The organism is Paractinoplanes polyasparticus (assembly GCF_019710575.1).
GTDB classification, from domain to species: domain Bacteria; phylum Actinomycetota; class Actinomycetes; order Mycobacteriales; family Micromonosporaceae; genus Actinoplanes; species Actinoplanes polyasparticus.
In genome coordinates, this window is sequence record NZ_JAHWFK010000001.1 from 388,311 (window position 1) to 400,648 (window position 12,338).

Genomic DNA, 12,338 nt, shown 5'->3' on the forward strand with positions numbered 1-12,338 from the left:
GTCTTTCGGACGGTGACGAAGGTTCACTGGCGACAGACCGACGGGGCAGGCCATGACGCAGCGCATCAAAGAACTGCTGGACGACGCGGTTTCCGGTGTGGAGCCGAGAACGCTCGACCCAGCCGGTGCGGTCGTACGGCGAGGGCGCTCGCAACGGCGGCGGACGGTGCTGGCGACGGCGTTGGCCGTCCTGGCCGTCGTGGGCGGGGGCGGGCTGGCCGCGCCTCAGCTCCGGCCGGGGCCGCCGCCCCGAGTCGCTGACGTCGACCGGCAGCCACCGGTGCCGCGCTTCGTGGACGGTGTGGTGCTTTCCGGCGGGCTGCGGCTGCCGGTGCCGGCCGGCTGGCAGGCCATGGCCGGCGGACAGGACAAGCCGTGCGCCGATCCGGCTCACACCGTGCTCATCGCCGACTTCACCAAGCCCCGGGAGGACTCCACGACTGCCTGCCCCTACGCCGCGATCACGGTGTGGGTCAGCGACCAGGGGATGGAGGCGCCATCCGGTGGCTTCCTCACCGACAAACGCATCGTCAAGACACCGCCGATCTCGATGACGCTGCCGGGTGGCGAGCCGGTCTGGGTCTCGAACCGGATCGACGAGGTGGACCCGGACCGGAATCGGTCAGGCCGTGCGTACGACCTGGAACTGGTCCTCCCGTGGTCGCGCACCATCGTCTATCTGCGGATGAGCCGCCTCGACGCCCAGCGGGTCGTCGGCACCCTCCGCGCCGAGCCGGTCGAGGGCGGTGTGCTCGCCGTGCCCGACGTCCCGGCCGTCGCCGAGCTGATCGCGCCCGGCCCCGACGACGAGATCTATCCCAGGCACAGCAGGACGACCGACAAGGCAACGATCGCCGATGTCGTACGGCTGCTGCGCGAGCAGACCGAAGCCGTCGCCGACCGTGAGGCCTGCGCGAGCCCGGCCCAGAAAGGCCTGCGACTCGACATCGGCACGGCCCATGTGGTCGTCGCCCTCGGCCCGCACTGCCAGGAGGCCGTCTCGTCAGCGGGCGGCCGGGTGCGATTCGACGACGCCGCGGTGACCGAGCTCGAGCAGCTGTTCGGGATCGACCGATGAGCGGCCCGGCGGGATTCGCCGAGTTCGTCAGCGCGCGCTACCCGGCGCTGGTGCGTTACGGCACGCTGCTGACCGGCGACAGCGGGCACGGTGAGGATCTGACCCAGGAAGCTCTGGTCAAGACCTACCGCGGCTGGCACCGACTGGGCTTCCCGGACGACGGCGACCCGGAGGCATACACCCGGCAGGTGATGGCCCGCGCGGCCTGGCGCGCGGCGCGACGGTTGTGGCGCCGCGAGATTCCGGCTGCCGCGCCGCCCGAACGGGCCGCAGCCGGCGACCCGTACGAGAGTCGCGACACCGCCTCACTGGTGCTGGACGCCCTGCGGGAATTGCCGGCCGGTCAGCGGGTCGTGCTGGTGCTGCGCTACTGGGCCGGGCTCTCCGAGCACGAGATCGCCACCCAACTCGGCTGTTCGTCCGGCACGGTGAAGAGCCGCGCCAGCCGGGCCATCACCACGATGCGCCGCACCCCGGCCCTGGCCGACGCGTTCACCCTCAGCGAGACGTCTTGACCCGTAGCCGGTCGCGGATCGGGGATTGGGCCAACCCGCAGCCGGTGGCTCAGCATGACTGGGCCAGCCCGTAGCCGGGTAGCTGAGCGCGACTCGGCCAGCCCGGCCGGTAGCTGAGCGCGACTCGGCCAGCCCGGCCGGTAGCTGAGCGCGACTCGGCCAGCCCGCAGCTGGTAGCTCACGGCTACTCGGCCGGCCCGGAGCTGGACGGCTGGAGCCAGGGGGTCAGGTCTTCCAGGTCAGTCGCCACGAACCGGGCGAGGCCGAGGCCAAAGCGGTGTTCGGTGACGACGGGGCGGTCGCCGGAGGCTCGCAGGACGACCTCGGCGCCGGCGGGTTCGAGGTCGTCGAGCCAAAGCTGGCCCTCGCCGGGAAGGTGGCGAATGGTGCGTATACCGAGGAGGTCGTCGAAGGCACCCGGCGTGACCCTGCAGTGCTCGTCGGTCAGGCCGCTGCCGAACGTCAGGATCAAGGTGCCGCCGGCCTCGACGTACGAGCGCAGGGCGCGGTGGGTGGCGCTCGGGACGAGGTGCAGCAGCGGCGCGGCGACGACCCGGTAGTGGTCCAGCGGAGCGTCGATCGGGATCACGTCGACCGGTGGGCCGAGGGCGCGGTGCCAGCGGCGGCAGGTGGCCTCGTAGTCGATTTGGCGGGTCGGCAAGTGTGGGGACTGCCAGGCCCACATCGTCTGTTCGTCATACAACAGTGCGCGGTCGGCGCTTTCGACGGACGGCGTACACCCGGCGAGCGCGGCGCCGGCAGAAGCGATCTCGCGGAAGACCGGGGTGTCGGAACCCTCGTGCGGAACGATCGCGGGGTGCCACTGCTCGGCGCCGCCGCGGCTGGCCCGCCATTGGAAGTACATGACTCCGGTGGCGCCGCGGTCCGTGTAGGTCTGGGCGGCCGCCAACGCCTCGCCCTCCGCGAGCGCACGGACGACGCCCTGCTCCAGCACGGCGCCGGGCGCGTGTTCCATGACCAGCCACGGCTTGCCGCCGGCCCGGCCGGGCACGCTCGACCCGCCGACCGAGCCCGACACGCTCGACCCGCCCGTCCAGCCCAACGCGCTCGAGCCGCCGACCGAGCCGGACACGCCTGACCAACCGGCCGAGGTGGCCCAGCCCCGGGCCAGGTCGGCCACGAAGGCGCGGTCGTCGAGGTGGCCGGCGACCGAGGCCGGATAGTCGTCGACCGCCACCACGTCGACCTCGCGGGACCAGCGGGCATGGTCGACCGGCACCCAGCCGCCGAGGGCGAAGTTCGTCGTCACCGGTTTGCCCGACGGTCGGACAATGTCACGCTGCCTGACGTAGTGGTCGAGCATCGCGTCCGAGACGAAGCGCCGGTAGTCCAGCAGGTGGGCGGGGTTGTTCAGATACTGGGTTGCCCGGGGTGGCCGCACCTCGTCGAAGGACGCGTAGCGCTGCGACCAGAAGTCGGTGCTCCAGGCGGCGTTGAGGGCGTCCGGGTCGCCGTACGCGTGGGAGAGCCACAGCCGGAAGGCGGCCGCGCAATGGTCGCAATAGCACGTCGTGCCGTACTCGTTGTGCACATGCCACATCCGCAGCGCGGGATGGTGCGCGTAGCGCTCCGCCAGCGCCGACGCGATGCGCGAACTGGCCGCGAGATAGGCCGGAGCGTTCACGCAGTACGTGTCCCGCGAACCGTAGGTCAGCCGGACCCCGTCGGCCGTGACCGGCAGGCCGTCGGTGAACCACGGCGGCGGGGACGCCGTCGGGGTGGCCAGACAGGCGCCGATGTCGTTGTCACGCAACAGGTCGAGCGCCTCGTCGAGCCAGTCGAAGTCGAACCTGTCCGGCGCCGGCTGCAGGCGGGACCACGAGAACACGCCGACCGTCACGAGATTGACGTGGGCCTCACGCATCAGGGCGACGTCCTCGTGCCACACCTCGGTGGGCCACTGTTCCGGGTTCCAGTCGCCGCCGAAGAAGATCATCCCTTGATGGCCCCGATCAGGACGCCCTTGGTGAAGTGCCGTTGCACGAAGGGGTACACCAGCAGGATCGGGATCAGCGTCAGCGTCACCACGGCCATCTGGATGGCCAGCGGCGTGATCTCCTGGGTGCCGAAGTACTGGCCGGTCGTGTTCTGACCGGAGCCGGGCATCGCGTTGCCCTGCAACGTGTACGTGTAGATGACCATCTGCAGGGGCCACTTCTGGTTGTCGGGCAGGAAGAGCAACGCGTTGAAGAACGTGTTCCAGTAGCCGACCGCGTAGAACAGCGCCACGACGGCGGTGACCGCGCGCGACGTCGGCAGCACCACCGACCACAGGGTGCGCCACTCCCCCGCGCCGTCGATGGCCGCGGCGTCGATGAGGTCCTGCGCGGTGTTCGAGAAGAACGCGCGCACGACCAGGATGTTGAAGACGCTCACCGCGGTCGGCAGGATCATCGACCAGTAGCTGTCGTAGCCGCCGAGGGCCGAGACGACCAGGAACGTCGGGATGATGCCGCCGCTGAAGAACATGGTGGCCACCAGCAGCAACAGGATCGGGCGGTGGGCCCACGAGTTGTGCCGCGACAGCCCGTACGCGCAGAGGATCGTCACCACCATCGACACGAGCGTGCCGACGATCGTGATGCCGAGGCTGACCGCCAGCGAGTGCATCACCAACTGGTTGGTGAAGATCTGCCGGTACGCCGCGAAGGTGATGCCGTCCGGCACGAGCACCATGCCGCCGGCCTCGTTGACCGCGCTCTGGGTGGAGAGACTCGTCAGCACCACCATCCACAGCGGAATGGCGACGACGGCCACCACCACGAGGAGCACCACGCCCTTGCCGGTCTGGCCGGCTGCGGTCGGCGGCTCCTCCCAGTTCGGCCGGTTGCGGTTGCGGCGGTTCGGATCCGCCAGGGGGGTCACGACAGTCATCGCCGATACAGTCCGTCCTCGCCCAGCAGGTGCGCGATCTTGTTGGCGGCCAAGAGGAAGAGCAGCGACAGCACGCCCTTGAACAGCGAGGCGGCCGCGCCGAGGCTGAAGTTCGCGTTGACGACGCCGTAGAAGTAGGCGTACGTGTCGAGCACCTCGGCCGCGTCACGCCCGACGGCCCCGCGCTGGATGAGCATCTGCTCGAAGCCGACGGTGAGCACGTTGCCCAGGCGCAGCACCAGCATGAGCACGATGACGCCGCGGATGCCGGGCAGCGTGATGTGCCACAGGCGGCGCCAGCGCCCGGCGCCGTCGGCCGCGGCCGCCTCGTACAGCTGGGTGTCGATGGCGGCCAGCGCGGCGAGGAAGACGATGATGCCCCAGCCGGCCTCCTTCCAGATCACCTGCGAGGTCACCAGGAGCGCGAAGGTGTCCGGGTTGGTCATGACGTCGAAGGTGCCGAGGTCGTGCTCGCGCAGGAACTGGTTGAGCGCGCCGGCCCCGCCCAGCATCTGCTGGAAGATGGTCACGGCCAGCACCCATGAGAAGAAGTGCGGCAGGTAGACGACCGACTGCACGATCGTACGGACCTTGGAGCTCATGATGGAGTGCAGCAACAGGGCCAGCGCGATCGGGATCGGGAAGTAGAACACCAGCTGCACGAGGCTGAGCAGGAGCGTGTTGCCGAGGGCGCTCCAGAACAGGGAATCGGAGAACAGCTGCCGGAACGTCTCGAGACCGACCCACGGGCTGTGCCAGAAGCCGGCATAGATGCTGTAGCGCTGGAACGCTGTCGCCGTGCCGAACATGGGCACGTAGTTGAAGACGATCAGCAGCACGAGGGCCGGGATCACCATCAGGAGCAGGGAACGGTCGCGCCGGAAACGGTTCTTCCTGACCGGCGCCGCCTCGTCCGGTTTCTGCTGAGCGGGCGGCGCCTCGTGGAGCGCTGTCACTGGCCCGTGCCGTACTTGCTGCGGATGTCTTCGTAGAACGCGCGCAACTGGTCGCCTCCCTGCGCCTTCCAGGTCTTCAGACCCTCCTGGTACGCCGAGATCGGCTTGCGCCCGAACCGGATGTCCTTGACGAGGTCGACCATCGGCTGGTTGATGCTCGCGTACTGCGCGGGCTCGGTGACGTTCATGCCGTAGAACGCGGGCTTGACCGCGTACTTCACCATGTCGGCCTCCCACGCGGCGTAGTCCTTGACGACCTGGGTCTGCCCGGCGATGACGGTGGTCGGGCTGATCGGCGTGATGAGGAACTGGTAGGTGGTCGCCACCTCCTTGCTGCCGCGCTCGGTGAGCACCGGGTTGCCGTCGACCATCGTGTAGTCGATGCCCTCGACGCCGAAGTTGACCGTCAGGTACTCCTTCGACCCGTACGGCGCGGCCAGGTAGTTGGCGATCGACAGGCATTCCTTGATCTCGTCGGCGCTCAGCTTCGCGTTGAGGAAGCTGTACATGCCGGCGCTGGGGTTCATCCAGATCTGCGGCTTACCGTCGGTGGACAGCAGTTTGAAGGCCTGCCGCTCGTACGAGGGATTGGCCGCCTTGCCGCTCTTGGCGTCGTCACCCTTCCAGGCGCCGGGCCCGTCGCCGGTGATGGCCACCTTGCCGCTCCAGAAGCGCTGCTTGGCCTCCTGGGTCTTGTCGGCCAGCGCGTCCGGGTGGACGTGCCCGGCCTTGGCCTGCGTCTGGTACCAGTTCAGCGCCTCGAGGATGCCCGGCGTCTCGTAGCGGTGCAGAATCTTGCCGCTCTCGTCGATGACCCAGCGGTTGGGGTCGACCGGGAACTTGTAGATCTGGCCGAGCGTGTCGAAGACGTCGTCGAACGCCCACCGGCCCGCCGCGGCGCTGGTGAGCTGCTGACCCAGCGCGGCCAGATCGTCCGGGGTCTTGATGTCGTCGGGGTTGATGCCCTCCTTGGCCAGGATGTCCTTGCGGTGGAAGAGCGTGCCCGCGATCGTCGCGCCGCTGTAGTAGACGGGCAGGCCGAACAGCTTGCCGTTCCAGATGCAGCATTGCCAGGCGCTGGTGGGGATGGCCGCGAGATTGGGGTACGCCTTGATGGCGTCCCCGGACAGGTAGGGCCCCAGATCGGCGAACTTGTTGACCGCGTCCGCGAAGCCGAGGTTGCCCATGTTCCAGCCCGGGATCTGCACCCAGTCGGGCAGCTTGTCGCCGGCGAACAGCGTCGGCAGCACCTTGTCGTAGTTGTTGCCGTCGGCCGGTTGGAGCTTGAGCGTCGCGCCGATCGCCTTGTTGACCGCGGCGTAGTAGGCGTTGCCGCTCGCCGACGGGATGGCGCCCCACAGCGGGGTCATGGTCGTGTAGCTGCCGCCCTTGCCCGGCACCCCGGTCGAGCTGGTGACGGGGTTGGCCGGGTACTTGAGGAACGCCGGGTTGCTGAAGAAGCCGTTGGCGCCCTGAACACTGGGTATGTCGGCCTTCACCAGCTCGTTCGGCGTATAGGCAGGCAGGAGCTTGGCCAGTTGGTCCTGAGTGGTCGTGCCCGGGCCGCTGGACGTCTTGGCGTCGCCACAGGCCGCCAGAAGCCCCGACGCCGCACCCAGACCGGTCAGCGCGAGCAGTTGCCTTCTATCGAGTTTCATCGTTGACTCCTCCGTCTTTAGTTGGGACGGTAAACGAACTAAGTGCGGCCCGGCAAGGCCTGCCGGGGATCGGTGCCGTACGCTGCCGGAGGGAATGTTCGTGGGGCGGGGGTCGTCGGTGCTCACCAGGGAGAACGGGCCGCAACCGGCCGATTTCGCCGACGTCCGGGCGACCAATCTGGCCGTCGTGCTGCGCCATCTGCGCACCCACGCGCCGTGCTCCCGGGCCGACATCGCGGCCACCACCGGCCTCAACAAGGCCACCGTGTCCAGCCTGGTCACCGACCTCATCGACCGCCGCCTGGTGCGCGAGGTCGGCATGACCGAGAACCGCATCGGCCGCCCCGCGGTGATGCTCGTGCTCGACGGCTCCCCCTACGCGGCAGTCGGGTTGGAGATCAACACCGACTACCTGACGGCGGTAGCGCTCGACCTGGCCGGCGAACGGCTGCTGTCGTGGCGACGCGCCTTCACCGGAACCGCGGGACAGCCGGGGCAGGCGATCGCGGCGCTGGCGGCCCTGGCCCGGCGCACGGTGTCGAAGCTGTCCCATGACGGACGGCGCGTCCTGGGGCTGACGGTCGCCGTGCCCGGGCTGGTCGACGCGAACGGGGTGGTCGAACTCGCGGCCGGCCTGGGGTGGCAGCGGGTCGACGTACGCAAGTCGTTGCTGGCGGCGCTGGGCGAACCGGGCTACCCACTGCTCGTCGAGAACGACGCGAACCTGGCGGTGCTGGCCGAGCAACGGCTGGGCGACCAGTCCGGCACGGGCGACCTCGTCTATCTGACCGGCGGCGCCAGCATCGGCGCGGGGATCATCAGCGACTTCCGGCTGCTGCGCGGCGCCCGCGGCTTCGCCGGCGAGTTCGGCCACCTGCCGCTCGACCCCGCCGGTCCGGCTTGCGGCTGCGGACGCCGGGGCTGCCTGGAGGCGTACGCCGGACTGGGCGCCGTCATTCGCCGCGCGCTCCCCGAGGTGGGCATCGAGACGGCGCTCTCCCCCTCGGAGTTCGGCCCCCACATGGACGAGATCCACCGCCTCGCCAAATCCGGCGACGCGCACGTGCTGGAAGCCCTGACCGAGACCGGCGCCCGCCTGGGCCACGGCCTTGCCATCCTGGCCAACCTCATCAACCCGGCGTGCGTGGTGCTGGGCGGCTACTTCACCGGCATAGCCCCCTGGCTGATCCCGTCCGCCTCCCTCGAGCTGGCCGCCCGCTCCGCCGCCGCCGACAGCGGAGGCACGGTCATCGTCGCCTCAGCCCTGGATTCCAGCGCGGCCGCCGCCGGCGGCGCCACCCGAGTCCTCGACGCCATCGACTCGGGAGCGCTACCCACCCCGCGGTGACTTCCGATGACTCCGCATCGATGTCGATCTCTTGACGGTCCCCATCGGCTCGGGTAGACAGATCGTCAAATCGCCGAAACATGGACGACACGCTTGCCCGCCTGTGTCGAAGCGCTTCGACACAGGCGTCTCGCCGATGAACCGCCACGGATGTGAAACCCATGAGCGACACACCGCTGTTCCGTCAGGTCGCCGCGCCCCTCGCGGAACGTGTGGAGGATCTGCTGGGTCGGCTCACGCTGCCCGAGAAGATCGCCCTGCTGCACCAGCACCAGCCCGCGATCGACCGCCTCGGCCTCGCCGCCTTCACCACCGGCACCGAAGCGTTGCACGGCGTCGCCTGGCTGGGTGAGGCCACCGTCTTCCCGCAGGCGGTCGGGCTGGCCACGAGCTGGGATCTCGGCCTCGTGACGAGGGTCGGAGCGGCCGTCGGCGACGAGGTGCGCGGCCTGCACAGCGAGGGCAAGTGCGGCCTCAACGTCTGGGCGCCGGTGGTCAACCCGTTGCGCGACCCGCGCTGGGGGCGCAACGAGGAGGGCTACGCCGAGGACCCGTTGCTCACCGGGCTCATGGGGGACGCGTACGCCCGGGGACTGGCCGGCGACGACCCGCGGGTGCTGCGGACGGCGCCGACGCTCAAGCACTTCCTCGGCTACAACAACGAGACCGACCGCTGCCTCACGTCGAGCAACCTCAGCCCGCGGGTGCTGCGCGAGTACGAGCTGCCCGCCTACCGCCCGGCCATCGAGCGCGGCTCCGCCGTGGCCGTGATGGCCGCGTACAACCTCGTGAACGGCCGCCCGGCGCACGTCTCGCCGTACCTGGAGGACGAGCTGCGCAGCTGGACCGGCGACGAGATCTTCGTGGTGTCCGACGCCTACGCGCCGACGAACCTGGCCGACCCGATGCAGCAGGCCTTCTTCGCCGACCACGCGGAGAGTCATGCGGCGGCGCTGCGGGCCGGCATCGACAGCTTCACCGACGCCGATCGGCGCAGCGAGGTCACCGTCGAGCGGATCACCGAGGCGATGCGGCGCGAACTGATCAAGGAGGAGGACGTCGACCGGGCGGTGCGGCGCGCCCTGACCACGCGGGTGCGGCTCGGCGAGTTCGATCCGGCCGGCGAGAACCCGTACGGGAAAATCGGCGCCGACGTGGTGAACTCGCCGGCCCACCGGGAGCTCGCCCGCGAGGCCGCCCGGGCGTCGATCACGCTGCTCAAGTCGGAGTGCTGCCTGCTGCCGCTCGATCCGGCCCGGCACCGCACCGTGGCCGTCGTCGGCACGCACGCCGACCGCGTCTTCACCGACTGGTACAGCGGTTCCCTGGCGTACGCCGTCACCGTTCGCGACGGCTTGAGCGAGACCGTCGAAACGGTCGTGCACGCCGAGGGCGTCGACCGGATAGCGCTGCGCCTGGGCGGGCTCTACCTGGCCGCCGACGCCGACGGCGTCCGGCTGACCGTCGAACCGGCCGCGTTCGACGTCTTCGACTGGGGCAACAACGTCGTCACGCTCCGGTCGACGCTCAACGGCCGGTTCCTGCGCGCGGCCGGCGACCGGATCGCCGCCGACTCCCCCGGCCCCTCCGAGTGGGTCGTCACCGAGATGTTCACGCTGGGGCAGCGTCCCGACGGTTCGACCACTGTGCACACTCACCCCGGGAAAGAGACGATCACGGCCCAGCTCGGCCTGGGTCCGCGCGCGGCCCGCTTCACCCTCGAGACGCTGGTCGACGGGGCCGCCGACGCCGCCGACCTGGCCGCCACGGCCGACGCGGTGGTCGTCGTGATCGGCAACCACCCGCTGGTCAACGGGCGCGAGACCGAGGACCGCACCGACCTGCAACTGCCGCCCACCCAGGAACGGCTGGTGCGCGAGGTGCACGCGGCCAACCGGGAGACCGCGCTCGTGCTGGTCTCGAGTTATCCGTACGCCATCGGCTGGGCCGACGCCCACCTGCCGGCCGTGCTGTGGATGTCGCACGGCGGCCAGGAGCTCGGGCACGCGCTGGCCGACGTGCTCACCGGGCAGGCCGACCCGGGCGGACGGCTGACGCAGACCTGGTACCGCAGCGCGTGCGAGCTGCCCGACATTCTCGACTACGACATCATCACCAACGACGCGACCTACCAGTACTACCGGGGGACGCCGCTCTATCCGTTCGGCCACGGACTTTCGTACGCCTCCTTCGACTATTCGAACCTCGACGTCTCGCAGCCCACGGCGGCGGCCGGCGACGAGGTCACGATCACGGTGTGGGTGACCAACATCGGGAAGCGGGCGGGCACCGAGGTCGTGCAGCTCTACACCCACCAGCAGGTCTCGCGCGTGAAGCAGCCGTTGCGCCGCCTGCGCGCCTTCGACAAGGTGCGCCTCTCCCCCGGCGAGTCGCGGCTGGTCAGCTTCACCCTGAGGATCGACGACCTGTGCTTCTGGGACGTCACCTCCAACCGGTTCGTGGTCGAGACGGCCCGGCACAAGATCCTGGTCGGGCGCTCGGCCAGCGACATCCGGCTCACCGGCACGCTGGCCGTGCGGGGCACCCGGATCGGGGCGCAGCGGGTGCTCGACCGCACCGTCCGCGCCGCCGACCACGACGAGTACAGCGGGATCACGTTGGTGGCCACGGCCGACCCGGTCCGCGGCGAGGCGGTGCGCGCCACCGAGGACGGCGCCTGGTGCTGCTTCAACGGCGCCGACCTTTCCGGCGTACGCGAAGTGGCCGTCGACGGGGACGGGCCGCCCGTCCGGCTGCGCCTCGACGACCCGTACGCGGGCCCGGAATTCGCCTCGGTGACACCCGGCGCACCGGGCGCCGTGACCGCGGCGGACGGCGTCCATGACCTCTACCTCGCCCTGGACGCGGGCAGCCGGGTCAGCGCGCTCACCTTCCGACCGTGAGAATGACGTGATGCCGGTTCGACGAGTGACCCTGGACGAGATCGCTCAAGCCGCGGGCGTCTCCGTGCCGATGGTGTCGCGGGTGCTCAACGGGCGGGGACACGTGTCGCCGCCGAAGCGGGAGCTGATCCAGGATCTGCTGCGGCAGCACTCCTATCAGCCCCGGAAGGCGCGGAAGCGGACCGCCGCGGGCCTTATCCACGTGGTCTTCGAAGAGATCGACTGCGCCGTCGAGCTGGAGCACCTGCGCGGGATGGAACCGGTCGCACGCGACGCGGGCGTGGGCCTGGTTGTCACGGCCGCCCCGCGCTACATCCCGGGCCCGACGGATGGTGTCGTGCTCGTCGCCACCGGCGGCAGCCCGCGACTCACGGCCGACCTCGACCGGCGCGGAGTTCCGGCGGTGGCGCTCGATCCGACGGCACGGGTGCTCTCCGCGCCGACCGTGGGCGCGGCCAACTGGTCGGGCGCACGGGCCGCAACCGCGCATCTGCTGGAACTCGGGCACCGGCGTCTGGCGATGATCTCCGGATCGCTCGAGCTGCTGGGCAGCCGCATGCGGTGCGACGGCTTCCGCTCGCTGGCCGGGGACTCCGCCGTGGTGGAGCGGGGCGAGTTCACGTACGCCTCGGGGTTGTCGGCCGGGTTGCGCCTGCTCGACCGGGCCGACCGGCCGACGGCGATCTTCGCCGCGAGTGACGACCTGGCGCTCGGCGTCTACGAGGCGGCGCGCCGGCTGGGTCTGCGCGTCCCCGACGACATCAGCGTGGTCGGCTTCGACGACGTGCCCGCCGCCCGCTGGGCGTCGCCTCCGCTGACCACCGTGCGGCAACCGTTGCGGGACATGGGAAGGCTCGCGGCCGACACCGTTCTGCGGCTCGCCCACGGCGAGGCTCCGGACTCGGAGAACATGGAGCTCGGCACGCACCTGATCGTGCGCGCCAGCACGGCCCCGGCGATTTGATGGCCGAACGGCCCGGTGCCG

The 12,338-nt window shown here is 70.3% G+C and carries 9 protein-coding genes; 5 read left to right on the plus strand and 4 right to left on the minus strand.

What is annotated here, in order from left to right:
* Positions 1-52: 52 nt before the first annotated feature.
* Both KXC43_RS01830 and KXC43_RS01835 read left to right on the plus strand, forming a co-directional pair.
* Positions 53-1,078 carry a hypothetical protein gene (locus tag KXC43_RS01830; protein WP_221374083.1) on the plus strand — a complete coding sequence of 342 codons (1,026 nt, stop codon included), beginning with the start codon at positions 53-55 and terminating at the stop codon, positions 1,076-1,078.
* The gene (locus KXC43_RS01835) at positions 1,075-1,593 is read left to right on the plus strand and encodes a SigE family RNA polymerase sigma factor (RefSeq protein WP_221374084.1); all 519 of its coding nucleotides are present in this window, start codon (positions 1,075-1,077) and stop codon (positions 1,591-1,593) included. The genes KXC43_RS01830 and KXC43_RS01835 overlap by 4 nt, the downstream gene beginning before the upstream one ends.
* 184 nt (positions 1,594-1,777) lie before the next feature.
* On the opposite strand, the gene KXC43_RS50420 is transcribed toward KXC43_RS01835, so the two are convergent.
* The 4 genes from KXC43_RS50420 to KXC43_RS50430 are packed head-to-tail and all read right to left on the minus strand — an operon-like array spanning position 1,778 to position 7,102.
* A complete protein-coding gene (locus KXC43_RS50420) occupies positions 1,778-3,550 on the minus strand; it encodes a beta-galactosidase (protein ID WP_255643305.1) in 1,773 nt (590 codons plus the stop codon).
* Positions 3,547-4,488: a carbohydrate ABC transporter permease gene (locus KXC43_RS01850; RefSeq protein WP_221374085.1), complete on the minus strand. Its 942-nt coding sequence runs from the start codon at positions 4,486-4,488 to the stop codon at positions 3,547-3,549. The genes KXC43_RS50420 and KXC43_RS01850 overlap by 4 nt, the downstream gene beginning before the upstream one ends.
* Positions 4,485-5,444 carry an ABC transporter permease gene (locus KXC43_RS50425; protein WP_308128924.1) on the minus strand — a complete coding sequence of 320 codons (960 nt, stop codon included), beginning with the start codon at positions 5,442-5,444 and terminating at the stop codon, positions 4,485-4,487. Before KXC43_RS50425 ends, KXC43_RS01850 begins: the two co-directional genes overlap by 4 nt.
* Positions 5,441-7,102: a type 2 periplasmic-binding domain-containing protein gene (locus KXC43_RS50430; RefSeq protein ID WP_255643306.1), complete on the minus strand. Its 1,662-nt coding sequence runs from the start codon at positions 7,100-7,102 to the stop codon at positions 5,441-5,443. The genes KXC43_RS50425 and KXC43_RS50430 overlap by 4 nt, the downstream gene beginning before the upstream one ends.
* Positions 7,103-7,202: 100 nt before the next feature.
* Here KXC43_RS50430 and KXC43_RS01860 point away from each other — a divergent pair, with 100 nt between their 5' ends.
* The 3 genes from KXC43_RS01860 (at position 7,203) to KXC43_RS01870 (ending at position 12,317) form a co-directional block, all read left to right on the plus strand.
* On the plus strand, positions 7,203-8,450 hold the full coding sequence (locus KXC43_RS01860) for an ROK family transcriptional regulator (protein WP_308128925.1): 1,248 nt from the start codon (positions 7,203-7,205) through the stop codon (positions 8,448-8,450).
* Positions 8,451-8,611: 161 nt separating this feature from the next.
* Positions 8,612-11,353, plus strand: a complete 2,742-nt coding sequence (locus tag KXC43_RS01865; protein ID WP_221374088.1) for a glycoside hydrolase family 3 protein — start codon at positions 8,612-8,614, stop codon at positions 11,351-11,353.
* Between the two features lie 10 nt (positions 11,354-11,363).
* The gene (locus KXC43_RS01870; RefSeq protein WP_221374089.1) at positions 11,364-12,317 is read left to right on the plus strand and encodes a LacI family DNA-binding transcriptional regulator; all 954 of its coding nucleotides are present in this window, start codon (positions 11,364-11,366) and stop codon (positions 12,315-12,317) included.
* The last annotated feature ends 21 nt before the right edge of the window (positions 12,318-12,338 follow it).